This window comes from Bacillus sp. FSL K6-3431, from assembly GCF_038002605.1.
In the GTDB taxonomy this organism is placed as follows: domain Bacteria; phylum Bacillota; class Bacilli; order Bacillales; family Bacillaceae_C; genus Lederbergia.
The window spans coordinates 909,711-934,715 of the sequence record NZ_JBBOCT010000001.1; the positions used below are offsets into that span (position 1 = coordinate 909,711).

Below are 25,005 nucleotides of genomic sequence, written 5' to 3' on the forward strand. Positions count from 1 at the left end.
AACCTTGAAATAAACTATATTACAATAAAATTAGTTTATTACTGTTTTTCTGTAATTAACATAAAGAATACGTTTTCAATAATTAATTGTCAATATTTTTTTGTTATTTTGTAATTATTTCGTCATTTTGATTCTAATCAAAAAAATGCCCTTCTAATCTAATAGACTAGAAGGACATTCATTTAAGATTTCAACCTTTATGAATATTCTATTAGCAATTTTATATCCTGTGGATGGTCTCCAAATTCACGGCCAAATAAGTTTAAACCACCTTTGTGGATTGCATCTTCCTTTATGCCAATCTTACAAGACATAAACATACGATTAAATATACCTAATTCATCAATGATCACATCAGAAAGATGAAAATCATCAATGGTTGAATGCCTATTTGTTACCTTCCACGTTTTCAATGCCCCATATTGCGTACAGGTTGATTCACTCCAATATTTAGGATTCAACTTTCCGGGGCGGCCCCCAAAATCTCCAGGACTAGTCCATGTTCCAATTTCAACTTCGTTTATCCATACAGTTATATCCGAAGGCCAATTATGATCATAATTAGGTGCCTCTGAACATATCTCCAAAGAAATTTGGACGTTTTCAATTGTTGCGTCAATTGGAATCACTAGCGGAAACTTATACTCAAAATACCCTTTTCTTGTCCATATAATCTGTGCTTCGGAACGATTTGGATCATAAAAATGAACCGGGTCATCTTCCGGGATAATCATTCCTTCATGATTTGCCATCCCACAAGTAGGAGCAACATCAAAATCAATGTACTGTCCGATTGGCATTTCCAACTCTAAAGTTTTATGACTACTTTTCATAAAATTCTCTACGCGATTTAATTGTATATGAATATCATCAAAATTTCGTTTACATACTTTCATGGCACCCCTACTAGCCGGACGAAGTTCTGTATTTATTAATCCTGATTTTTCGAGAATCTTAATATGCGAGGCAGTTGTTGAGACAGGTATATTCAAGCTTTCAGACAGCTGGTTTACATTCATATTACCTTTATTCAATAGGTTAATTATTTGTAACCGCACTTCTGACGACAGAGCATGTGCAATTTTCTGCAAGCTTTCAGGATCTTTCATAGATAGTTCTAACAAAATGATTCCTCCAAATCCCATGTAATCTATACACCCATTATATTATATGTATTTGTTTATTCTAATATAAACAAATAACATGAAACCGTCTACAATGTTTGTAATAAAACGCATTCATTAAGATTGCTATTCGTTTTAATTGAAATAGTAAAGAACCATTTCGATTACAGAGTGTTCAAGAATATTGGATTGTTAATCCAATGTTGAGTTCAGTATCAGTATACGCCTTAAATGAAGAAGAGTTGTATATTCAGCACGATATAAAAACTGAATTAGGTAATTTTTGAATGGTTTTCATGTTGATTTAAGAGAGATTTTTCAAAAAAAGCATGACGGAGAAAACGTCAGGCACCAATAAGTAAGTAATTCATTGAAAACGTCTTATCGACTCTTTGTTTTTCTATATCGAAGAAATTGTCAGAGGATTATAGCAAAGCGCCGAGGAAGATCACGGCCCCACGAAAAGGCGTCCGTCTGGAGCGAAATAATCGACAAGGAAAGTAGGGCTTCTAAAAAGTCAGTGTTAATATAAATATAATAAAAAGAGGGGATAAATATGGATCTTAAAGAAATTACAAAAAGAATGCATAGTCAAAAACTCTATTATTGCAACGATGAGTCTTTAATCACAGAGCAATTGAAATATCTAGAATTACTATATGATTTTAATGGCACACGCCCAAGCGAACAGATCAAAAGAGATCATTTACTAAAGAAAATGTTCGCTAAAATAGGAGAAAATTGTTATATTGAGCCACCTTTTCACGCCAATTGGGGAGGAAAAAATGTGCATTTTGGCAATGATGTATATGCTAATTTCAATTTGACGTTAGTTGACGATTGTGACATTTTTGTTGGTAACAATGTTTTGTTCGGACCAAATGTTACTGTTTCTGCTGGAACGCATCCTATACATCCAAAATTAAGGAGCAAGCAAGCACAGTACAATGTTCCGATTCATATAGGAAATAATGTCTGGATAGGTGCAAACTCTGTCATACTCCCAGGTGTACATATCGGAGAAAATACAGTTATCGGTGCTGGAAGTGTAGTCACGAAGAATATACCTGCTAATGTCGTGGCTGTTGGCAACCCGTGCAGAGTTATTAGAGAAATTAATGACAAGGATATGAAATATTATTATAAAGACAAGGAAATAGATATACAATAAGGAAATATTTGCAGGCGAGAAGCCTCCATTTTTAATTAAAAATTTATTATCCGACAAAGAAGAGGTAGTTCCCAAAAGTCATGATTTATGAGTTTTTGTACATTTTAATGGGAATAGGATAAAATTTGCTTATAATTAGAACGATAAAAAACTATCCCATGAAATTTTCGTTTTAGGGATAGTTTTCATATTTAATTAACTTATACAGTCAGATATTTTTATTAGGTTTTGCTCAACAAGTCCAAAAAAATTCACTTATTCTGCATATGTTTACCCCATTTTGCTAGATGATTCCAAGAATGGTACCAATTTCTTCCCTTCCTCAGTTAATGAATATTCAACACTTGGCCTATTCCATATACTGCTTGCGAAGGACTAGTCCATAACCATCCATTTCCTTTAATGTTTGAGACAACACCATATTTGTGATGCCATCGATATCCTGTTTCAATTCGTTGTAACCCATCGTTTTGTTTTTCCATAAAGCCCAAATATAGGGAGTCTCCACTTCCCCAAATTAAATTCAACGCATATGTCAATGGACAGTGTTATAATTTTTTTGTTCAGTTTCTTAATAAAAAATCTAAACAATCATGTTTTTACTGACTTAGTCATAAAATACTGCATACTGTAAGAGTCAAGTAGAAATGGCTCTCACACTCTTTTGGTGAGTGCATCTTTTCAACATTTTTCGGGTAAACGGAAAGGTTGATGAAAGAGATGACGACATTTATCGGTAATTCGATCTCCGCTTTAGATGATAGCGTTCAAATCATTCATGAGGAGCAAATGAGCGAAGAAGTCGATTCGTCGTCTGCCAGAAGTCCTTCTTGCCACAAAGATTTCATGTCGTGCGCATAGACGTTACTGCCGTTATATTGATGAATTACCTATTTCAGATCGTCATGTCCATTTTCAGATCCTTCTCCACAAATGGTTTTGTGATGACACTGACTGCCAGGTGACTGTCTTTACTGAACGATTGTCTTGGCTACAGCCATACAAAAGGAAGACCGATCGATTGGAGGAAGCCATCGAAAAAGTGGCATTTTCCACTAACTATCTAATTGCGCAAAAAGTATGCCGGGCGCTCCATACTCCAGTTAGTCATGATACACTCCTGAGAAGGGTTAAGGCAGTTACCTTCGGCAAGAAGGTCTCTCCCTTTCGTTGGTATCGATGACTTTGCATTAAAAAAACGGATGGCTTACGGAACAAACCTCATTGATTTACAGACGAAAATACCCCTACTAAAGACTGGCAAGCAGAATGATGTGACTGAGTGGCCCAAAAATCATCCCGAAATTGAATTGATTACACGCGATGGGTCCAAAACCTATGCCAAAGCTCTCACGGAAGCTTCTTCGACTATTCTTCAGGTGGGTGACCGTTGGCATATCCTTCATCAGCTTTTCGAAGAGATTAAGAAAAGCATTTGCAGTTTTGTACCGGCAAAATGGACACCGATTCATTTGGGTAAAATCATTGTTAAAGAAAAAACAAACGAAAGACCTTTTCGTAAAGAAGAATACCAGCGATTACACAATGAAGATAAAAGATGGGTACGGATTCAACATGTCCAACTTTTGTATGATCAAGGGTATACCGTATCAGCCACCCCGTTAACTACAAATTAAGTAATTTATTATGCTTGGAATTTTTCTTTTGGTGAAGTAAATGAGTGAACAAGGAATTCTATCAGTGGATGTAGAATAAGTTATTAATTACGAACCTCATCTTATTATTAACTAGATAACATAATGACAAGTAAAGGAGAGATTGATATAAATACAAGCCCTACAAGGTTTTCAGATCTTAACAAACTTCTTATTAATCTAGTTACATCTACTAGAAATATACTTGGAGATAATTTTATTGGAGCATATTTACAAGGTTCTTTTGCAGTAGGTGATGCAGATATGGAAAGTGATTGTGACTTTCTAATATTCATTAATAAACAACTAAATGATTATCAAGAAAAGGAATTAAGAAAGTTACATGATGAAATTCCTACTCGGCAAGGACATTGGACACATCATTTGGAAGGATCCTATCCAATTGCCTCAGAATTCAAGACCCTAGAAAGGTTGGACGCGAAATGGTTGTATATAGACCATGGATGGAGAGAAATGCAATGGGATACTCATTGCAATAATTGTTGGGCAAGATGGTCATTAAGAGAAAAGGGTATCACATTAATTGGACCTGATCCCAAAAACTTAGTAGATCCAATACCTAAAGAAATAATGAGAGATACAGCAAAAAAATTACTAGTTAATATGATTGAAGATACTCACAGTTGGATGCCACCCACAATCGCATGGGGACAAAGATATATTGTTACAACAGCATGTAGGATGTTATACACAATAAAAACTGGTGAAGTAACATCCAAAGCACATGGTTTGGATTGGGCTGCAAAGAATTTAGATTCTCGTTGGTTGAAACTGTTAAGCCAGGTAAAGGAAGATAGAAAACTTGGATTTGACGAAAATACTTCGCCAAGAGCAGGAAGTTTGCAGGAAGCTTATTCCTTTGTAAAATATGTTCAATGTATTGGTATAGAAGAATGTCCATCATAGCGAAACCATTCAACAAAAATATATGCTAAGACAATTTTTGGAACATAAAAGCCTAATCTCCCTACCTTAAGGGAATTTAGGCTTTAGTTATATTCAATGAATGGAAAGGATGTGAACTATTTTTACTATTAGAATTGAACTGTATTCATCAAAGATATTAACATGTTCTCTCTGCCTACTTTATGGCAAAACTAGGCTATCAATGAGACAGCCTAGCCTGTTAAACTAGTTAATTATTCCACCTTCACACTCCAACCAAACGGATCTTCTTTTATCCCAGTTTGTATGCCTGTTAATTCATCATATACTTTTTTCGATAATGACCCTGTTTCCCCATTATTAATAATGAGTTTTTCACCTTGCCAAAACAATTCTCCGATTGGTGAAATGACTGCTGCAGTCCCTGTTCCGAAAGCTTCCTCCAAAATCCCCTCTTGATGGGCGCGGAAAATTTCGTCAATTGAAATTTGTTTTTCAACAACAGGAATATCCCAATGCTCTAATAGTTCGATGACAGACTTCCTAGTAATACCTTCTAAAATGCTACCATTTAAAGAAGGGGTCACCACTTCTCCATTGATTTTGAAGAAGACGTTCATGCTACCTACTTCTTCAATGTATTTCTTTTCTTTTCCATCAAGCCAAAGTACTTGAGAATATCCCTCTGCATCTGCAGCTACTTGAGCTTTTAAAGCTCCAGCATAGTTTCCGGCAGTTTTTGCATTTCCTGTACCACCCGGAACTGCACGAACATATTCACTTTCCACGGAAATTTTTACAGGATTGATGCCTTCTTTATAATACGCTCCAACGGGAGATAGTATAATCATGAATTGATACGTTTCCGAAGATGAAACACCTAAATACGGCTCCGTTGCGATAATAAATGGACGGATATACAACGATGTCCCCGCTACATTTGGAATCCATTCTTTGTCGACTGTTATTAGTTTTTTTAGGGCAGTAATCGCTAATTCCTCATCAATTTCAGGAATACATAAGCGTGTGCTTGAACGATTTAGCCTTTTCATATTTTGATCTGGTCTAAATAACAAGATTTCTTTATCTTTCGTTACGTATGCTTTCAGTCCTTCAAAAACAGTTTGACCATAGTGAAAAATGATTGACGCTGGATCGAGCGTGATTGGTTGATAAGGGACAATTCTTGGATCATGCCATCCCGTACCTTCCGTATAATCTAGAATAAACATATGATCTGTAAAGACAGTACCGAACGATAGATTGTTAAAATCAGGCTTTTCTTTCCTAGTTGAGCATAATTGAACGTTGATTTGATCATTTGTCATATCTCTTATCCCCTTGTCTTTTCTGAATTAGTGACGAATTTGTCCATTTCCACAAATAATAAACTTGCTAGATGTTAACGCATGTAATCCCATCGGACCTCTTGCATGTAGCTTTTGCGTACTAATGCCAATTTCAGCGCCGTAACCAAATTCAAATCCATCCGTGAATCGTGTAGATGCATTGTGGTAAACTGCAGCTGCATCGACGTTTTGTAAAAACATGGCAGCATGCTTTTCGTTATTTGTAATGATTGCTTCTGAATGTTTTGTTCCATATTCGTTAATATGCTCAATAGCCTCGGTTACATCACCCACAACTTTTACACTAACGGATAATCCTTGATATTCTGTTCTCCAGTCTTCTTCGGTAGCTAATGTGGCAGCTTGAAAGGATGTTACGACTGTTTCATCCCCGAAAATGTCCACATCTTGAGTATGCAAATCTTCTAATAATTCTTTACCGAATTCCCCATACCATTTCTCATGAATTAAAATCGTTTCAATTGCATTGCATACGGATGGACGCTGCAGTTTTGCATTTAAAACAATCTCCATAGCCATCTGCTTTTCAGCACTTTCATCCACATAAATATGACAATTACCAGCTCCGGTTTCAATTACTGGAACCGTAGATTCCCGAATAACCGTTTCAATTAATTTTTTCCCGCCTCTTGGAATGAGGACATCTAAATACTCGTTTAAATGAAATAGTTCTTTTGCTGTTTCCCTACTCGTATCCTCGATTAATTGTACTGCATCTACAGGAAGTTCGCTTTTTTCAAGTGCACGATGAATCGATTTTACTAATGCCATATTAGAAAATCTTGCCGAAGAACTACCGCGTAATATCACCGCGTTCCCTGTTTTTAACGATAGGGTTGCGGCATCTATTGTCACATTTGGTCTTGCTTCATATATCATACCAACAACACCAATTGGAACCCGTTTTTTCTGAATATGTAATCCATTATCTTTTTCAATTGTTTCCAATGTTTCACCAATTGGATCATTTAACTTAACTAATAACTGAATCGCATCTGACATGTCTTGAATTCGATTTTCATTAAGCATAATTCGATCAAGTACAGAGTCTGTTAGCCCGATTTCTTTACCTAATTCTAGATCTTTTTGATTTTCTGCTAAAATAAATGACTGATCCAGTAGTAATTGTTCTGCGATGAATGCTAAGGCAGCATTTTTTTCCTCTGTAGTCACTGCAGATAATGAATAACTGGCTGCTTTTGCTTTTTTACCTTTATTATTTATTTCGCTCATTTTATTTCCCCTCCAAAAATACTATATTTGCACCCAACGATCGCGATGAATGATTTCTACTGAAGGTGTCGGTGGTAATGATGAATGTTCCTCCCTACGCTTTTCCATCTCTTTTTTTAAATGATCGGATGAACAACTCACTTCCCCTTTACCTAGCAAGCCATTTAGTCCATATACTTCTACGACATCACCCTTTTTGAAGGTACCACTCACTTTGAATACCCCAGCTGGCAATAAGCTTCTACCATTATATAAAATGGCTTCTTCTGCTCCTTGGTCGACATAGATTTTCCCAGCTGACTCAGAATGATAGGCAATCCATTGTCTGTTTGTATTGATTGAGTCGAGAGAATCATTAGAAATATACGTTCCATCACCACTGCCATGTAATATATTTAGTAGTTTCTCACTACCGACTCCATTACCAATAAAAACGGGAACCCCGAGTGATAGGGAGGTTTTTGCAGCTAATAATTTTGACTTCATGCCTCCGGTTCCTACCTTTGATCCCGGACCATCCGCAGATAACAACATTTCATCTGTAATATCTTCCAAATGGTGTAGCTTATTAGCTATTCGATTTGTATGTGGATTTGCATCATAAATGCCATTAATATCCGTTAATATGATAAGTTGGTCAGCGTGAATGAAGCCACTAACTAGTGCTGAGAGCATATCATTATCACCAAAAGTCAATTCTTCGACGGATACAGTATCGTTTTCATTAATAATTGGTAAAATCCCACGCTCAAGCAACTCTATAATTGTTGAAAATGCATTCCGATATTGCTCCCTGTTTGAAAAGTCATTTCTCGTTAATAAAATTTGAGCCGGAATAATGTTAAATGTACTAAACTTCTCAATATAGGATTCAATTAATAAACTTTGTCCTACAGCTGCAGCAGCTTGCCGTCCTTTAATAGTGACGGGTCTGGACGGATAGCCTAACATGGCAAAACCGGCCGCAACAGCACCTGAAGAAACTAGGATTACCTCATGTTTCGCTTTTCGGAGTGCGGCAACCGCGTTCACATGATCTTGGAATTTTTCCTGATCAATTTCTCCCCTGTCATTTGTTAAAGAACTACTGCCAATTTTAACAACAATTCGCTTTTTCTTCATTTACATTACTCCTACTCATTTATCCTAACATCTGTTATATAATGGTAAATAAAAAAAGCCCCACTCATCCCTATTATGAAAGGACGAAAGAGCTTGCTTCCGCGGTACCACCAATTTTGGATGCATTCATATACATCCCGCTTAGCTTCATAACGCTGAAGATGCGCCTGAGTTTTTGCCCGGGACTTAGGAGGCAGGTTTTGTAGTTTGATTACTGCGAAATCTTCCAGCTAATAAATTTCGCTCTCTGTCGCATCAATATCTACATAATAATCCTCCGTCAACGATCTTTATAGACGATGTTCAAAAAGTCCGAAAAAAATGACACGGCGAAATTCTTCGTTGGCTTGCTTTTCCGTTACTCACGTATTAAAAGCATACGCAAAGTTACTCAAAGCTTTGTCGCCTCGAACTTCTTGGTCCTATTTATCCTCCTTTTGAACACTCACTTATATTATAGAATATTATGACGAGAAAAAAAGGTAAAGTCAAGGCTTATAGCCCTTTATTCAATGTTTTCTTTACAATATTCAGTAATCATTTCTTCTTCTTCTTCAGATAAGGAAAAATCAAGAATATTGTTTGTTGACGGCTCAATAAAATGATACTGACTAACACGCGATTGATTTTCATTGACCGCAAAAATGACTCGCAACAATAATCCACCTTCTGTGAATGCCTCATCATCTTCCGGTAACTCTATGTTAATAAAGAATTCATAACGTTCTCCCGTTAAAATCCCTGTTGGATCATGTAATTTCTCTCTAGAATGTGAAGTTATTTTCATATATAGAATCCTCTCATCTGCTTAATAATAATAATTATACACTATTCGGATGTTAAAATCTGTTTTTATAAAACAGCCATAGAAAAAGAATGCCAATAATAGCTATCCCACTATAAATAACAGTAGAATATACATCCATTACGTTAACAATTGTTTGCCAAGAAGCCCCTACCGCTGCACCGATATTTATGAGGACAGCATTCCAAATAAATGTGCCAAAAGCAGTTAAAACAATAAAAACTCCAAAGTTCATACGTGACATGCCTGCAGGTATTGAAATTAAACTTCTGATTAATGGAATAAACCGACACAAAAACACTGTCCAGACCCCATATTTCTCAAACCATGTTTCTGCTTTATGTATGTCTGTTTTTTTTAGTCGGACAATATGCCCCCACTTGTCGGTAATCTGTTCTAATTTGTTAATATCAAGCAATGTGCCAATTCCATAAAGTAAAATCGCACCTAGTGTGGAGCCAATCGTTGAAAACAATATAACACCGGAAATTCTTAAACTTGTTCGCGTCGTCATAAATCCACCAAGCGTTAATATAACTTCAGAAGGAATCGGGGGAAATACATTCTCGAGTGCAATTAAGAAAAGAATCCCGAAATACCCATATTGTTCCATTATCTGCGTGATCCACTGTTCCATATGAGCCACCCCTAAATAGTAGACAATCTTACTTATCATATCATATAGAATTTTTCAATGTTTTATAACATATTGGCACAATAAAATAACCGCTCCGTTTAAAAGCGAAGCGGTTTAATAAGATCATTATGTTTTCCACCTTAGGATGTCGTCGTCTTCTATGATTCCAATCGTTACATCCGCAATATCTGAATCTCTCAGTAAATGATCTTTTACTTTGAATTTAATATCATCTGCATCCGCTAGGGACATGCCTTTTACCAACTCAATGGTACTGTCGATATGAAACATTCTTCCTTCCTGGATAATTCTTAATTCATAAATATCAACTACTTCTGGTTGTCCCAGAATCATATTAGCAACTTTCTTTTCTACATCAGCAGGAGCTGCTACACCAATTAGTCCGACCATATTATCATAGCCGACACGAAAGGCTACAAAAAACATCAAAATCCCAATCAAAATAGAAACGACACCGTCAGCTTCTAACAGACCAAAGAACTGAGATAGGATAATTCCAACAATGGCTAGTACTGCACCTGATGTAGCAACTAAATCTTCATAAAACACTAATCTTGTGGCAGGTGAAGCTTTAGGAGCTTGTTTAAAAGCGGTAAACAATATCATTCCTTTTGTTTCAGCACGTGTTTCTTTCAAAATTTCTTTCATTGCTTTTAACAAAATAAACCCATCAACGAAAAATGCAATGATTAGAACGGCGAGATTTAATAAAAGTTTACTCGACTCCGTTGGATGAAACAGTAGATGCCAACCTTCCTTTACTGTTTCATATGCCATGATAGTCACTACAATGACCGCGACCATACAGAAAATATTAACTACTCTCCCGAAACCGAGCGGGAACCGTTTGCTTGGCTTCATTTCTGAAATTGCACTTCCTATGAAAACAAACCCTTGATTGACCGCATCTGCCAACGAATGCATAGCGGAGGCGAACATCGTCCCACTTCCACTGAATGCTGCCGCAAATCCTTTAATAATAGCAAGTGCTGCATTACCGAGGGCGGCAACTCCGGATGAAGTATTCCCTTTTTTCAATAATTGAAAAAAACTCATTTTAGATCTCCCAACTGTATGCTATATTTTTATCGCCATAATGAAGAAAGTCCCAAAAAACTCGGACTTCTATTGAGCATTATACAATATTGTAATAACTGCAAACTACTTGTCCTACTGATTTTGCAGCGACAAGCAATGCATCTTCATCAATGTCAAATTTCGGATGATGATTGAAGTATGCTGTGTCGACGCCTTTTGGTTTACAGCCAATAAAGAAAAAACAACCGGGAATTTTTGCCGCATAGTAGGAAAAATCTTCTGATCCAGAAAACTTTGGAAATTCAATGACATTCTTTATATCCGGGTCATTCATCGACTTTAGGCTCGCTACAACATCTGCTGTGATAGCAGGATCATTATATAAAGGAGGATAATCTGAAGTGTACGTTAGCTCGCACTTCACTCCAAATTCAGTCTCGATTCCTCTAGCGATGCGATGAACTTCTTTATCTATCTTTTCCTGGGTGTCACTATTCATGTAGCGCACATCGCCTTCAAGAGTGACACTGTCTTTTATTACGTTGAAAGAACCTTTTCCATCAAAAGAACCGATCGTAACAACCCCAACCTCAAAAGGATCTAGACGTCTACTAATAATTGTTTGGACAGCGGTGATAAAATGAGAGCCAGCGACAATTGCATCATTCGCCAAATGTGGGGACGATCCGTGACCACCAACCCCTTGTATGACTAACTTAAAATACGTCCTCCCTGCCATAGCAAAGCCGCTTCGGTATCCAACAACCCCCGTTGGATCAGTTGGGAATAAATGAGTCCCATACACAGCGTCTAAATCATCAAGCGCACCAGATTCAACAATACTTTTCGCTCCGCCTGGTGGTGTCTCCTCTGCATGTTGATGTATAATTTTAATTGTACCCGGAATTTGGTCCTTTAATTCGATCAGACAATCCGCAAGTATTAACAAATACGCTGTATGTCCATCGTGACCGCATGCATGCATGACACCTTCATTTTTAGATTTAAATGGCACATCTGTTTCTTCTACAATCGGCAACGCATCGAAATCCGCACGCAGACCAATCGTTTTCCCAACCTTACCTCCATTAATCGTGACGATAATACCGAAGCCATTCCCAACATTGGTTTGAACTTCTACCTCTTTACCTTTATAAAAATCAACGATATATTGGGCTGTTTTTTCCTCATGAAAGCTAAGCTCTGGGTGTTCATGCAAGTATCTGCGAATGTCGACCATTTCTTCTTTTCTTTCTTCCAACATTTTTAATAGTTGATTCCTCATTTTTACACTCTCCCTTTGTCTGGTATATACCTTTATTAGGTGCATCATCATTTGTTCTATATCTATGATTATGAAGCATCATAATCATGATAGAAAGTAATGTAGGTGTAGCGAAAATGACGTTAGTACTGCTACCCTTAGATGTTGCCACTTTAACACTTCCAATAAAACTCAGAAATACCAATTATGTATTATCTACAAGTATTTGTGTAAAGATCCACGGCAATACTGGAAAATAGTGCCACTTATTGATTGAATAGCAGTTCAATTGCATCAACTATTATTCACGTCTTTAGTCTTGAAGTAATAAATAAGATGATCGTATTTTCCATACAAATATATTAATTTTTATAATGTTAAGGTATAATATATGTAGAAACTCCATACATTTAAAAGACCGTTTCGATGCTATAACATCGAAACGGTAACGCAATAGCTGGTTCCCTTTAGGGGATCGACACTCGTGAAGAATTAATCCACCTGAGCGCCTAACTCAAGGGTGGGTTATTTTTTTTGGTTAAATGACAGAATAGCAATAATTAAGCTTGCAAATGCAATCGCAAACATTAATGCTTGAAAAACTGTCATCAGCAACACCCCCTTTCATTTGGGGATGGCCGACCACCCTTGAGAAATCTCATGCCATTGCTCTATAATAATAACATAGACAAAACTAGAACACATGTTCCTTTTGGACTATTTTATTCATATATTGACCGTTATTATGATGAATAGTAGGAATATTTATTTATATAATTAATTCGTATTATTTCCAAAAGCAACGCTTGGATTTTTTCTTAGCGTTGCTTGCAACTATATTTCATTACCAACTTTTGTTTTTTGTATACAATATAAGCCAGAAATATGTTTTGGAAGAGTAACTAAACCATGTGTTGGCTTAGAAAATGCGATATCTGCTAGATCACGAGTCAACTCAGCCACGTCCATTGATTTCATTTCATCATGGCTAAAAAAGCCCGCACCATCGACCTCTTCATTATCTGGATGTGGATAGCCTTCTACGTACTCCATGGAAAATACAATGTACACATTGTGCGTATCTCGAGGTTGATCTCTAAGTGCTATGATTCCATTCACTTTAGAGATAATACCCGTCTCTTCTAATACTTCCCGGATAATGCAATTTTCAATCGGTTCATGCTGTTCGATAAAACCTCCTGGATTAGTCCATAAACCTTTTCCAGGGTTTTGGGCTCGACGGACTAGCAGGAGTTTTTCATCTTTTATAACTAGTGCGCCGACACCAATACTATAATCCCCCCAAAAAACAAAGGGACAATTTGTACATGCTTTTCGATTTTCTCCCCCTATGTTACGAATCTCCATTGGGTGACCACAAGATAAACAATAATTAGCTTCCACGTAGTATTCTCCCTTACTATCAAAATAAAAACTCTTCAAAAAATATTTTGCTATTATCATACCATGCTAGATCACGAGATTATGTTATAGCATAATCTTGATAATTAAAACTTCCTCATCTTTATACCATCTCAGTGAGGTTTAAATGCAATTATATAATATTATACTAAATCCTACTCTTAAAGAATCACTTTTTAATGTTATTTCTTAGGGGATAGGGACATGCGAGTTAAATGGAAAGGAATCACTTTTTATAATAGTCTTTTTTTAAGGAGTATCGAGCAATTTAATGTTTAAGAGCCTACCGATTCAAGTACTTTTGTTCTTGGTCGAGTGGCTCTGAACCATTGCAAACAAAGAATAATTATCAGCATAATATCAATTGCATCCCCACCATAATACATTATCATACCCCCTATTTCAGCCTGTACAGCGAGTACGCCAGTAGGTGGGTAAGCATAAATGTATTTTGATAAGATGCCATGACTAGCCAAAGCAATTATTAACACAATTGCCCGATATTTAAAACTAGACCTATGTGGTGTTGGATCAATATAAATCATCGATATGGTAAATAGATAGCCTGCAATGAAAACATGGAGGTGTATGAACAAATGAAGAAGAATATTTTGATGCATCGCCGAGAATAAATCCGTCGTATAAAGAACCCATAACCCACCCAAATTGAGCAAGGTTGCGATAATTGGATCACTAAGCGTTCGAACAGGCCTGCTCTTGAGCATACTTGAAATGCGTCGGGCTGTTTTCACATTGAGTGTTCGCAGAACAAGAGTCATTGGCGCTCCTAATACCATAAGAAGTGGTGCAAGCATTCCGAGAAGTAAATGACCAAGCATATGCACCGTGAAATCAATATGAGCACTATTCGCTAAGGGACCGACAACTGCTGAAGCCGCACAAAAAACTCCTAAGATCCAGAAGAAAGTTCGATATAACGGCCATCGTTTGTAACGACGATTTGATAAAACAGTAGCTAGGACATAGATAATCAATATCATTACAATCAATAACAACAGTATAAACTCGAAAGGATTTCCACTTCCATCATAAATATGATTATTGTTCATTTACGGATCTACCTCTCAATAGTTTTGATTCTTTTCGCGTACGAAAAACTTGTAGCATACCAATTAAGACCATTACAGCAGCAACTATGTTCCATATCAAATCGTAAATAAGAATATTTTCTACGTAGCGTATCTGGTGTATTTTCATTATCTTGTGTTGGATTGTACCGTCGTATAACTGAAATGCACCACCCCCAAGCATCATTCCACCCCACCATCTTTTCAACCAAAATGCATTTCTGCGGCGAAGGTCACCAACCATGAATAACGAACTGATCGTCGCAAACCAACTAAAAGCATGAAAAAGACCATCTGAGACCAACCCAATATCCGTTGTGGATTTGTCATAGAAATGATGCCAATGCAATAGTTGATGAAAAATAGTTTCGTCTATAAAGGCGGCTAGTCCTAGTCCAAACAGGATGCCCGACCAAAGATTACGGGTCAAGTAGGAAGACCGAGCTGTATTGATTCCAGTATCCATTAAATGTATCCTTTCTTATATAACTTCTTAGTATTTTTTCCTAGTCTATCCAAGATAAATAGGCTATAGACATTTTCTATATCGTAAGCGTAGTTCTACGACAATCCGCTATACCAAAGAATGAGGTGTTTTTTGTATTTCCTAGCATTTTGTCAATGAACATGATGACTTAATCAATAGCCATGCAGGCTCAAAGGATTAGCTTACTTTTTTAGGTGCGAAGTTTGAGCTAATGATAATTATGTAGAATCTTCACAAGTGTTGGATTCATATTAACTTTCAAGGTAATACCGGATTAGTTCGAAAAATAGTGTGTCAGTAATTCTTTAAGGCTTTTAAAACTTCGTAAATGTAGTTAAAATTGGATAATCGTCTTAAAAATAATTATTGGAATATTGCTACATTTTACTTTTTAGTTGAATAAATTTCAATTTGGTATATAATTGGAGTTAATCAAATAACTTAAATGTTTTCTAGGGTTCCGCAATATGTGAGTTTGGTCTGGTCCGAGAGAAAACTCGCAGCTTTGCTGTGCCACGGAAGGATAAAAGCCTGGGAGAAACTGTTTTTAACAGTTATTTCCCAGGCTTTTTTTGTTTTTTTGGTAACAATAAAATCGGAGGTGTTACAAACATTGAATTCGAATTGGATTAAAGTATTTATTGCTGCATTTTTTGAAGTTTTCTGGGTTATTGGCTTAAAACACGCAAATGATTTCTGGACTTGGTTTGGTACTGTTATCTCTATCATAATTAGTTTCTATTTAATGATAATGGCTGGACGGAAACTACCCGTAGGGACTGTATATGCAGTTTTTGTGGGAATCGGCACAGCAGGAACTGTTTTTTCTGAAATCATATTCTTTGGAGAATCATTCAAGATAAGTAAATTAATTTTAATTTTACTTTTATTAGCAGGTGTCATTGGATTGAAATTAGTGACAGAAGACAAAGTTCAGGAAGGAAATGATACCTAATGGCATGGACTTCTTTAATTTTAGCTGGGGTGTTTGAAATGTTTGGTGTGGCCATGATTAATAAATGGCACAAGGATTCGAATTGGCAATCCTTGATTTTATTAATTCTGGGATTTGGAGCAAGTTTTCTGTTTCTTGCATATGCAATGAAAACACTGCCCATGGGGACGGCTTATGCCATTTGGACTGGAATCGGGGCGTCTGGCGGAGCAATCTTAGGCATGTTTTTATATGGTGAATCAAAGGAATGGAAACGAATTATTTTTATTTCTATGGTTTTAGGTGCAGCAATAGGATTAAAACTTGTCTCATAAAGATGTATAGCTAATAACTGTTATCTTATTGTATTTGACAGAATGGAATCCTATAAGGTTATTATTTTGCGAAATACAGTTGGAAAAATCTTATTTAACATCAATCATCCCTGTGCTTCCTATTGCACAGGGATATAAATAATAAATAAGCATTTAGATTAATAAGATTGGGCAAGACGGAATCCAAGATCGTCTATGAAAAATGACGGATGGCTACGACGACGGCACGAAGCCCCACAACCCCTGGCCTCCTCAGCCCAGCTACCTCCTCGAAAAATTCGGTAAGAGCCGTAAACTTGTTCATCATATATATCCCAACACCACTCCCAAACATTTCCTAACATATCATACAGACCCCATGCATTCGGTTCCTTTTTCCCTACTTCAAGGACTTTTCCTCCTGAATTTTCGCTGTACCAGGCAATCTTATCAAGCTCTCCATACCTATAACCAGTAGTCCCTGCTTTACATGCATATTGCCACTCCGCTTCTGAAGGTAGTCGATAACCGTTTGATCCCCAATCACAAATAATATTTTCCCCACCATTACTTATCGAATAACACTTTTTTAGTCCGACTTCCTGTGAAAGTAAATTACAAAAATAAATGGCATCATTCCAAGAAATATTCACAATCGGTTTTAGTTCTCCGTCAAATGCGCGAGATGATTTATTTGCAATAGCATGGTACAGGCCCGTAGGTACTGGATACGGAGCAAGAAGAAACGGTTTTATTTCAGCTTTCCATTTGCTTTTTATTCTATCGTCTCTTAATTCTATTTCTCCCCCTGGAATTTTTACCATTGAATAATCCATGTAACTTTTTATTTCAATTACCCCTTCCTCCTCCTAACGATCTTTGTTTTACAAATTTTACATATTTAGAATCATTAAATCAATACAAAAATTACGTTTATTATTTACAAAGATCAGCCAAAAAGTTTAGTTTGATCTTTGTCATTTTGTAAATGATCCCCCTCCATCAAATGAAGATATATTCCATTTAATATAAAAATGTAGCATGGATGAAGTTTCATCTTGTTTATATACTCCTATCTATGTTGCTTATTTAAGCGTTCAATCATAAATATTCCCTTTATGTTTAAGTATTCATTGAAATATTTCCATCTTAAATACGTTCAAAATCACTGAATAAGGGTAATATGATGAGGAAGGGGCGTATGTGTATGTATAAAAACCATGAACGAAAGTTAATATGGCTTGCTTTTGGTGTAGCAGCGATTATGCTCATATCGATTTTTGGTAGGTTATTTGGCAGCTAAGGAGGCGAATGATGTTTGGTAAATGAAGATGCATTATTTTATAGTCGGATTTTAACAGAACTTACCCTTTCATTCCACATTGTTTATGCCACGATTGGGGTAGGTATTCCGCTCATGATCATGATTGCTCAATGGGTTGGAATTAAGAAAAATGATGAACATTATATTTTACTGGCGAGAAGATGGACACGTGGTTTTGTTATAACTGTAGCTGTTGGCGTCGTTACAGGAACCGCCATCGGTTTGCAATTATCACTACTTTGGCCGAATTTCATGGAGCTTGCTGGAAATGTGATTGCACTTCCTCTTTTTATGGAAACATTCGCATTCTTTTTTGAAGCGATCTTTTTAGGGATTTATTTATACACATGGGATCGTTTTGAAGATCAGCGTAAACATTTACTGCTGCTAATTCCGGTTGCAATAGGCGCTTCTTTTTCCGCCGTATTTATTACGATGGTAAATGCGTTTATGAATGCACCACAAGGTTTTGACATTGTGAATGGCAACCTTGTGAATGTTAACCCGTTAATAGCAATGTTTAATCCCGCAATGCCAACAAAAGTGACGCATGTTGTGGTAACAGCATTCATGACATCTGCATTTGTACTTGCATCGATTGCAGCATTCAGACTATTAAAAGGTTCCAATCATGTCTATCATAAAAAAGCACTCTTTTTAACAATGAAGCTCGGGCTTATTTTCTCTATTGCTACAGCTGTGATTGGAGATTTCTCTGGAAAATACTTGGCTGAATATCAGCCAGAAAAATTAGCTGCGGCTGAGTGGCATTTTGAAACGGAAGAAAAATCGTCTCTTATTTTATACGGTGTTTTAAAAGATGGTGAAGTGAAATACGCGATAAAAATTCCATTCGCACTTAGTGTGTTAGCACATAATGATCCAACAGCTGAAGTTATTGGTTTGGACCAGTTTCCAGAAGATGAAATTCCCCCACTTTACATTCATTACTTATTCGATATTATGGTAACGATCGGGATGTGGCTGGTACTATTATCACTTGTTTTCTGGATTGGCATTAAGCGTGGTTGGCCAATCGTCCACACAAGATGGTTCAGATGGCTCATCGTGCTTGGAGGGCCCCTATCGATTATAGCTATTGAAGCTGGATGGTGGCTCGCAGAAGTTGGAAGACAACCTTGGGTACTTCGCGGAATAATGCGAACAGCTGACGCTGCGACTTCGAGCAATCAAGTGGATTTGATGCTCATGCTTTTTGCTGGTTTATACATTATTTTAGGAATTGGGACAATCGTTGTTTTAAGTCGAATGTTTAGAAGAAATCCAGTGGAACAAGAGCTAAAAGATCGTGAAGATGAAAAAGGCGGTGTGCGAACATGAACTTAGAAATACTAGGGATTATGGTGCTCTGGACGTTTCTATTCGGTTACGTTATCGTCGCTTCCATTGACTTCGGTGCTGGATTTTTTAACGCTTATAGTGCATTTACAGGAAAACAGCATATTTTAACAAAGATTATTCAACGCTACCTATCGCCTGTTTGGGAAGTAACAAATGTGTTTCTCGTTTTCTTTTTCGTTGGGATCATTGGCTTTTTCCCAAAAACAGCATTTTATTATGGAACCACCCTTCTCGTCCCAGTAAGCATTGCAATTGTTTTATTGGCCATTCGCGGTTCCTATTATGCATTTGAAACGTATGGGTCTAGAGGGCATAAAGGCTATTCCTTCATGTATGGATTATCAGGGTTATTTATTCCAGCATCCTTATCTATTGTACTGACCATTTCCGAAGGTGGATTTATTTCAATAGTTGATGGAAATCCTGTATTGGATTATTGGGCATTATTTTCAAATCCTTTAACATGGAGCATCGTCGTTTTAAGCCTTGCTGCTGTCCTTTATATCTCAGCGGTTTTCCTCACCTGGTATGCAAATAAAGCGAAAGATGTAGCAGCAACCAATTTGATGAGAAAATATGCATTGATCTGGGCATTGCCGACAATTATTACTGCTGGTGGAATCATTTTTGAATTGAGCATCCACAACCAAGAGCATTTTCAACGAATGATAAATTTATGGTGGGTTTTCGGTTTATCCTTCTTGTTATTTATCGGAACAGTATGGCTTATTTGGAAACGTAGAAACTATGGAATAGCATTTGGTTTATTAGCAGGGCAATTTGCGTTTGCATTTTATGGCTATGGTTTTTCTCATTATCCATACTTGCTATACCCTTATTTAACAATCTATGATAGTTTTACGAATCGAGCCATGGCGATTTCACTTATTGTCGCTTTTATTGCAGGACTAGGATTATTGATTCCATCCTTATATTTATTGCTAAAACTATTTTTATTTAATAAAGATTATGTAAAAGGGGAAAAAAATCACCATCCTTAAAAGAGGAGAGATAATAATGGGTAACTTTTTTATATTTATCGCCCCCTTCATAGTTTTGTTTGCTGCGATTGGATTCGCATTCTGGGCTGCACTGAAAGACGGTCCAATCACAAAAGAAAAATAATGACGAACAGTGTTCCGATAAAGCATATTTTGCTGAATGGAACACTGTTTTTTATAAAAATGCCCTTTAAACCGACTTGTTTCTACACCGTTTCTAGTGGTACGCACAAGTATAAAAAGTTATTAGGAGCAGCTACTAACATCCCTAAAAATAATTAGTACCAGGTATTAATCAATCAATATTCCCGCTTTTTAGAATAGTATTTTAAAATAACAATAAATCGTTATTCCAAAACTTAGCTGTCTAAAACCATACTTCTTACAGTTATAGATACGTAAAAATTCAAGTGATTTAAAGACATAAAAAAACAAACAAGCACTTCATCAGTACTTGTTTGAAAAATGATTAAAATGTATTATAAACAGCTTCACATTCCTCAGCAGTAGGTTCGTAAAAACAGTGCAATTTATAACGGGCTACAAATGGTTGGTCATACCACGTAGGAGGACAATCACCAGGGGGCCTAAAATACCATAGGCTAAATTTGGCTGGCCAAATTCGATGACCTTGGATGGATCTTCTTGCTAACTTCTTTTCCTTTTCTCTCGCCCCCTGATAAAAATATCCATGTGTCACAGCTTCAAACGCATGTGGCTGGTGAACCATTTGCGGGATAGTACGAATAGCTTTAAAGTCAGAACAATTTGCTCGAATTCGATTAATCCCTACATTGCCCACCATGAGCATTCCCTGTTGCCCTTCCCCTTCGGCTTCTGCTCTTAGTAGTCTTGCTAATAGGTTGATATCTGCTTCTCTGGCTTTAACTACAGCCATACCTCCACCTCCATATCACTACATCTTTATCTTATTGTAAGATGTCGTGATTGTTGACGGAGTTATTTAAAATGAACACGCGCTTTTTTAGCGATATCTTCAGGCGCTTTATATGTAAGAGGCTCTTGTTGTAATGCTTGAAAAAAGTTAATATCACTCGTTCCGAGTTTACCTATTGTTAGACGCGGGATGACCCGTACGTGAATTGGTTGAATAGATGTAGGATCTGTTGATATATTTAAAGATAAATTAAAGCTTGCAAACCCTTGTTCCTTTAATGTTGCAAAAATACATGTTAAGCCTTCAGCAAAATCATGCCAATCCTGTTCTGTAATACTTTGCACAGAGGTAGATTGGGTAAAGATGCCAATAAAATCATTATGACTCTTAGGTGCATAGGCATGAATCCATGCAACATTTCCTTTTTCACCAATCCATCTTTCACCAATTTCCTTTTCCATCTCGTAAAGCTCTGAAAAATATGCTTCCCCTATCTCGTTTGTATATTGCTTTTCTTTCTCGATTGTCATTGCTTGATAATTTGTCGGAAACTCTGATCCGATTATATGTAAATGAGGATGCAAAATACTGCCACCAGCATACGGGAGGTAATTCCAATTGATGGAGGCATATTGAGCTTTAGAATCTGATTTACTTACTCTATTAATATAGGTTTGTGCTGCTAAAAATGCATCACATATGACGGGCACTGTAAATTCATCTAGGCGAACATAATGCTGTCCAGAGAAAGCCACAACACCGTTATGTTTACTATATGGAAATAAATTCGGAAATAGTATCGCTTCGCCTTGCGTAATACGGCCTTCATCAGCAATTCCTTTCGTGAAAACTGGCGTCATCTTAAAGATGTTTTCTGAACAAAATGGGCAATTTTTGCCACCCGTTTTTTCCGCTTCATCCGTATAATTAGGTACTTCTGGTATTAGTCCTGGATCAAATACAAGACGTGAAGATTCTCCTGTCAGTGGATCAAAACGGACTTCTGTTTTTCTTTCAATCAATGTTTCTTTTCCATCATTAAAACTAAACCATTCTTCTTCTTTTCTGAAATGTATGGCCACATTATCTCCCCCTTGGTTTGAATATAACATGTAACAATCATTTTGTCTGTATATTCAAACTACTATTGGAAAAGGCAACATAAAATGCTCATTATTAGACGACAGACTTCATAACCGTTTCAAACGACATGATGAACCCAAAAAAGCGGACCCTTGTAATGGTCCGCTTTAAACGATCATTCACTAAAATCTACATTATGGTACACTTGGCCAACATCTTCTAAATCGTCTAACGCATCAATCATTTTCTCAAACTGTGCTTCCACATCTTCTGGCAGTGTGATGTCATTTTGCGCAATCATTGTTACTTCTGCAACCGTGAATTCAGTTATTCCTGCCTGATTGAATGCATCTTGCATGGCATGAAATTGGTCAGGCTCAGCATAAACGATCACTGATTCATCCTCTTCTAAAATGTCACGTACGTCAATATCAGCTTCCATTAATATTTCAAGCACATCATCTGCTGTTTTCCCTTCAAGACCGATGACAGCAGTAGCATCAAACATATAGGCGACAGATCCACTTACGCCCATATTTCCACCATTTTTACCGAAAGCAGCACGTACCTCTGATGCTGTTCGATTCACATTATTTGTTAGTGCATCTACGATTACCATAGATCCATTTGGTCCAAATCCCTCGTATCGGAGTTCATCATAGCTCTCTTCTGAACCGCCTTTTGCTTTTTCAATCGCACGGTCAATAATCGCTTTCGGCACACTGTATGTTTTTGCACGTTCAAGTACGACTTTTAATGCCTGATTTGATTCCGGATCTGGCTCACCTTGCTTAGCTGCCACATAAATTTCTCGTCCAAACTTTGCATAAATACGACTTGTATTGGCATCCTTTGATGCTTTTTTTTCTTTAATATTATTCCATTTACGTCCCATAATGAACACTCACTTTCAACTTTGAATCAACACAAATAATAAAATAAATAAGCTACTTCAACTATGTAGAGTTCATACTGCGAACAACAATAATAATCGAAGGTAAATACCCATTCACGAGCTTATATTATACCTTATATGTGCAATTTATGACGAGAATAATTTCAAAAAAGTGTAAAAAAGTTGCCTTGTTTTTAATTTATTATTTGAGAAATCGGCATCAACTTTTATGAGAGCCTAATTTTTTGAAATATATTTTTTCCCATAGATTCCATGGAATAATCATTTTTAAGAAAAAGCTAAGTTTCACACTTTTTCCAATTGGAAATCTGAATTTCTTGCACTTATTATGCGTACAGATGTCAGCGATAAGGGTAGCAACGTCACTTGGGTCCCCATGGCTGCTTTTACTCTTTTCTAATTCGTTTTCAATTGAAATCATATAAGTGGAATATGGAGATGTGCTAAGTCTGGAACGCTCCGCTATCCTCTTGCCCCGAGACCAAATATTGGTTTTAAATGAACCTGGTTCAACTAAAGCTACATCGATACCTATTGGTTTGACTTCATATCGCAAGCATTCAGTCCAACCTTCAAGCGCGTGTTTTGATGCAACGTATGGGGATAATCCTGGAAACCCCATTTTGCCTGAAATACTACTTAAATTGATAATCTTTCCATGTTGCTGTTTTCTCATATATGGAAGCACGGCTTGTGTCACAGCAATTACACCAAAAAAGTTGGTTTCAAATTGCTCCTTGTATTCGAGAACGCTCACCTCTTCGCAAAATCCTCCAAGCGCGAATCCCGCATTATTAATCAGAATATCGATTGTAGGAAGTTCAGCTATTTGCACGGAAAAGTTTTCAATCGACTTTGGACATGTTACATCCAACTGGATAAAGTGTAATCGATTTTCCATACCTTCATGTTTACATAATTCTATTATTGTCTCTTTACTTTCTAAATTTCTCATCGTGGCAATAACTGAGAATCCACGTTTGGCAAGTTCAACAACTGTTAATAATCCAAATCCACTTGATGCACCTGTGATGATCGCAGTTTGATTATTCATATGTAACCCCGTTAGTTTATTTTTACTTCTAGTGCCACGGGACAATGATCACTTCCCATGATGTCACAATGAATCTGGGCATCTACTAAGTTATTCGCTAAACGCTCAGATACAATAAAATAATCAATACGCCAGCCGATATTCCTTTCTCTGACCTTACTCATGTATGACCACCAAGAATATACACCTTCTCGCTCTGGATAAAAATATCGATAGCTATCAATAAATCCTTGCTCAAGTAAATGAGTCATCTTCCCACGTTCCTCTTTTGTCACTCCGGAGTTTCCCTGATTAGACTTCGCATTTCTTAAATCAATGTCCTGATGAGCCACGTTCAAATCACCACAATAGACTACAGGTTTGATTTGATCTAGCTCTTTAATATAGCCTAGTAATTCATCTTCCCAAGATAAACGGTAACCCAATCTAGCTAAATCTCTTTGTGCGTTGGGAGTATAGACATTTACTAGGTAAAATCCCTCATATTCTAATGTAATAATTCTTCCTTCTATTTCTTCTTCCGCAAGGCCAACACCATATTTTACGGAAAGTGGTTTTTTCTTAGTAAATACAGCTGTTCCAGAATATCCTTTTTTAACAGCTGAATTCCAGTATTGATAATAGCCGTCTAAATTTAATTCGATTTGTCCCTCTTGACATTTTGTTTCCTGAAGACAGAAAATATCTGCATTTACTTCATGAAAATAATCTAGAAACCCTTTCTTCACACAAGCTCGAATGCCATTTACATTCCACGATACAAGTTTCAACATCCA

28 protein-coding genes and 1 riboswitch are annotated in these 25,005 nt (G+C 36.8%); of the genes, 8 read left to right on the forward strand and 20 right to left on the reverse strand.

The window, feature by feature from the left end; translation table 11 throughout:
* Positions 1-197 precede the first annotated feature (197 nt).
* Complete coding sequence (locus tag MHB53_RS04605; RefSeq protein WP_340915971.1) at positions 198-1,124, reverse strand: ArsR/SmtB family transcription factor; 927 nt, start codon at positions 1,122-1,124, stop codon at positions 198-200.
* A gap of 556 nt (positions 1,125-1,680) precedes the next feature.
* Here MHB53_RS04605 and MHB53_RS04615 point away from each other — a divergent pair.
* Positions 1,681-2,295 carry a sugar O-acetyltransferase gene (locus tag MHB53_RS04615; RefSeq protein WP_340915972.1) on the forward strand — a complete coding sequence of 205 codons (615 nt, stop codon included), beginning with the start codon at positions 1,681-1,683 and terminating at the stop codon, positions 2,293-2,295.
* Between the two features lie 349 nt (positions 2,296-2,644).
* On the opposite strand, the gene MHB53_RS04620 is transcribed toward MHB53_RS04615, so the two are convergent.
* Positions 2,645-2,761 (reverse strand): winged helix-turn-helix transcriptional regulator, encoded by a 117-nt coding sequence (locus MHB53_RS04620; RefSeq protein WP_340915973.1) that lies wholly within the window; start codon positions 2,759-2,761, stop codon positions 2,645-2,647.
* Positions 2,762-3,470: 709 nt separating this feature from the next.
* On the opposite strand from MHB53_RS04620, the gene MHB53_RS04625 reads away from it, so the two are divergent.
* Both MHB53_RS04625 and MHB53_RS04630 read left to right on the forward strand, forming a co-directional pair.
* The gene (locus MHB53_RS04625) at positions 3,471-3,932 is read left to right on the forward strand and encodes a transposase (protein WP_340924469.1); all 462 of its coding nucleotides are present in this window, start codon (positions 3,471-3,473) and stop codon (positions 3,930-3,932) included.
* A gap of 123 nt (positions 3,933-4,055) precedes the next feature.
* Positions 4,056-4,877, forward strand: a complete 822-nt coding sequence (locus MHB53_RS04630) for an aminoglycoside adenylyltransferase domain-containing protein (RefSeq protein ID WP_340915974.1) — start codon at positions 4,056-4,058, stop codon at positions 4,875-4,877.
* A 233-nt stretch (positions 4,878-5,110) separates the two neighbouring features.
* On the opposite strand, the gene MHB53_RS04635 is transcribed toward MHB53_RS04630, so the two are convergent.
* The 12 genes from MHB53_RS04635 to MHB53_RS04685 all read right to left on the reverse strand — a co-directional run bounded on the left by MHB53_RS04635 (position 5,111) and on the right by MHB53_RS04685 (position 15,322).
* A complete protein-coding gene (locus tag MHB53_RS04635) occupies positions 5,111-6,184 on the reverse strand; it encodes a branched-chain amino acid aminotransferase (RefSeq protein ID WP_340915975.1) in 1,074 nt (357 codons plus the stop codon).
* A gap of 27 nt (positions 6,185-6,211) precedes the next feature.
* Positions 6,212-7,459: a glutamate-5-semialdehyde dehydrogenase gene (locus MHB53_RS04640; RefSeq protein ID WP_340915976.1), complete on the reverse strand. Its 1,248-nt coding sequence runs from the start codon at positions 7,457-7,459 to the stop codon at positions 6,212-6,214.
* A gap of 21 nt (positions 7,460-7,480) precedes the next feature.
* Entirely contained in the window at positions 7,481-8,581 is a 1,101-nt protein-coding gene (proB, locus tag MHB53_RS04645; RefSeq protein ID WP_340915977.1) for a glutamate 5-kinase, read from the reverse strand.
* A gap of 505 nt (positions 8,582-9,086) precedes the next feature.
* Complete coding sequence (locus MHB53_RS04650) at positions 9,087-9,368, reverse strand: DUF6509 family protein (RefSeq protein WP_340915978.1); 282 nt, start codon at positions 9,366-9,368, stop codon at positions 9,087-9,089.
* 52 nt (positions 9,369-9,420) lie between these two features.
* Complete coding sequence (locus tag MHB53_RS04655; RefSeq protein ID WP_340915979.1) at positions 9,421-10,023, reverse strand: DedA family protein; 603 nt, start codon at positions 10,021-10,023, stop codon at positions 9,421-9,423.
* A gap of 126 nt (positions 10,024-10,149) precedes the next feature.
* Positions 10,150-11,100: a cation diffusion facilitator family transporter gene (locus MHB53_RS04660; protein WP_340915980.1), complete on the reverse strand. Its 951-nt coding sequence runs from the start codon at positions 11,098-11,100 to the stop codon at positions 10,150-10,152.
* A 79-nt stretch (positions 11,101-11,179) separates the two neighbouring features.
* Entirely contained in the window at positions 11,180-12,367 is a 1,188-nt protein-coding gene (locus tag MHB53_RS04665; RefSeq protein WP_340915981.1) for a M20 family metallopeptidase, read from the reverse strand.
* Positions 12,294-12,518, reverse strand: coding sequence for a hypothetical protein (locus MHB53_RS04670; protein WP_340915982.1), 225 nt, complete (start codon positions 12,516-12,518; stop codon positions 12,294-12,296). The genes MHB53_RS04665 and MHB53_RS04670 overlap by 74 nt, the downstream gene beginning before the upstream one ends.
* Before the next feature lie 353 nt (positions 12,519-12,871).
* Positions 12,872-12,955, reverse strand: a complete 84-nt coding sequence (locus MHB53_RS26245; RefSeq protein ID WP_445661498.1) for a putative holin-like toxin — start codon at positions 12,953-12,955, stop codon at positions 12,872-12,874.
* 225 nt (positions 12,956-13,180) lie between these two features.
* Positions 13,181-13,750: an NUDIX domain-containing protein gene (locus tag MHB53_RS04675; RefSeq protein ID WP_340915983.1), complete on the reverse strand. Its 570-nt coding sequence runs from the start codon at positions 13,748-13,750 to the stop codon at positions 13,181-13,183.
* 293 nt (positions 13,751-14,043) lie between these two features.
* Complete coding sequence (locus MHB53_RS04680; protein WP_340915984.1) at positions 14,044-14,838, reverse strand: cytochrome c oxidase assembly protein; 795 nt, start codon at positions 14,836-14,838, stop codon at positions 14,044-14,046.
* Positions 14,828-15,322 (reverse strand): DUF2243 domain-containing protein, encoded by a 495-nt coding sequence (locus MHB53_RS04685; RefSeq protein ID WP_340915985.1) that lies wholly within the window; start codon positions 15,320-15,322, stop codon positions 14,828-14,830. The genes MHB53_RS04680 and MHB53_RS04685 overlap by 11 nt, the downstream gene beginning before the upstream one ends.
* Before the next feature lie 462 nt (positions 15,323-15,784).
* Positions 15,785-15,883, forward strand: a riboswitch (guanidine-I (ykkC/yxkD leader).
* Positions 15,884-15,956: 73 nt separating this feature from the next.
* Here MHB53_RS04685 and MHB53_RS04690 point away from each other — a divergent pair.
* Positions 15,957-16,298: a DMT family transporter gene (locus MHB53_RS04690; protein ID WP_340915986.1), complete on the forward strand. Its 342-nt coding sequence runs from the start codon at positions 15,957-15,959 to the stop codon at positions 16,296-16,298.
* Positions 16,298-16,612, forward strand: a complete 315-nt coding sequence (locus MHB53_RS04695; RefSeq protein ID WP_340915987.1) for a DMT family transporter — start codon at positions 16,298-16,300, stop codon at positions 16,610-16,612. The genes MHB53_RS04690 and MHB53_RS04695 overlap by 1 nt, the downstream gene beginning before the upstream one ends.
* A gap of 158 nt (positions 16,613-16,770) precedes the next feature.
* Here the strand turns inward: MHB53_RS04695 and MHB53_RS04700 are convergent, their stop codons facing one another.
* The gene (locus tag MHB53_RS04700) at positions 16,771-17,415 is read right to left on the reverse strand and encodes a formylglycine-generating enzyme family protein (protein ID WP_340915988.1); all 645 of its coding nucleotides are present in this window, start codon (positions 17,413-17,415) and stop codon (positions 16,771-16,773) included.
* A 494-nt stretch (positions 17,416-17,909) separates the two neighbouring features.
* Here MHB53_RS04700 and MHB53_RS04705 point away from each other — a divergent pair, with 494 nt between their 5' ends.
* The 3 genes from MHB53_RS04705 to cydS are packed head-to-tail and all read left to right on the forward strand — an operon-like array spanning position 17,910 to position 20,402.
* The gene (locus MHB53_RS04705) at positions 17,910-19,256 is read left to right on the forward strand and encodes a cytochrome ubiquinol oxidase subunit I (protein ID WP_340915989.1); all 1,347 of its coding nucleotides are present in this window, start codon (positions 17,910-17,912) and stop codon (positions 19,254-19,256) included.
* Positions 19,253-20,278 (forward strand): cytochrome d ubiquinol oxidase subunit II, encoded by a 1,026-nt coding sequence (locus MHB53_RS04710; RefSeq protein WP_340915990.1) that lies wholly within the window; start codon positions 19,253-19,255, stop codon positions 20,276-20,278. The genes MHB53_RS04705 and MHB53_RS04710 overlap by 4 nt, the downstream gene beginning before the upstream one ends.
* A 16-nt stretch (positions 20,279-20,294) precedes the next feature.
* Positions 20,295-20,402 carry a cytochrome bd oxidase small subunit CydS gene (cydS, locus tag MHB53_RS26250; protein ID WP_445661397.1) on the forward strand — a complete coding sequence of 36 codons (108 nt, stop codon included), beginning with the start codon at positions 20,295-20,297 and terminating at the stop codon, positions 20,400-20,402.
* A gap of 345 nt (positions 20,403-20,747) precedes the next feature.
* Here the strand turns inward: cydS and MHB53_RS04715 are convergent, their stop codons facing one another.
* From MHB53_RS04715 to MHB53_RS04735, 5 genes are all read right to left on the reverse strand, one after another.
* Complete coding sequence (locus MHB53_RS04715; protein ID WP_340915991.1) at positions 20,748-21,176, reverse strand: cell wall hydrolase; 429 nt, start codon at positions 21,174-21,176, stop codon at positions 20,748-20,750.
* A gap of 62 nt (positions 21,177-21,238) precedes the next feature.
* Positions 21,239-22,258 carry a hypothetical protein gene (locus MHB53_RS04720; protein ID WP_340915992.1) on the reverse strand — a complete coding sequence of 340 codons (1,020 nt, stop codon included), beginning with the start codon at positions 22,256-22,258 and terminating at the stop codon, positions 21,239-21,241.
* 176 nt (positions 22,259-22,434) lie between these two features.
* Positions 22,435-23,154: a YebC/PmpR family DNA-binding transcriptional regulator gene (locus tag MHB53_RS04725; RefSeq protein ID WP_340915993.1), complete on the reverse strand. Its 720-nt coding sequence runs from the start codon at positions 23,152-23,154 to the stop codon at positions 22,435-22,437.
* Between the two features lie 220 nt (positions 23,155-23,374).
* The gene (locus MHB53_RS04730; protein WP_340915994.1) at positions 23,375-24,229 is read right to left on the reverse strand and encodes an SDR family oxidoreductase; all 855 of its coding nucleotides are present in this window, start codon (positions 24,227-24,229) and stop codon (positions 23,375-23,377) included.
* A gap of 11 nt (positions 24,230-24,240) precedes the next feature.
* The gene (locus MHB53_RS04735) at positions 24,241-24,999 is read right to left on the reverse strand and encodes an exodeoxyribonuclease III (protein WP_340924472.1); all 759 of its coding nucleotides are present in this window, start codon (positions 24,997-24,999) and stop codon (positions 24,241-24,243) included.
* Positions 25,000-25,005 lie beyond the last annotated feature (6 nt).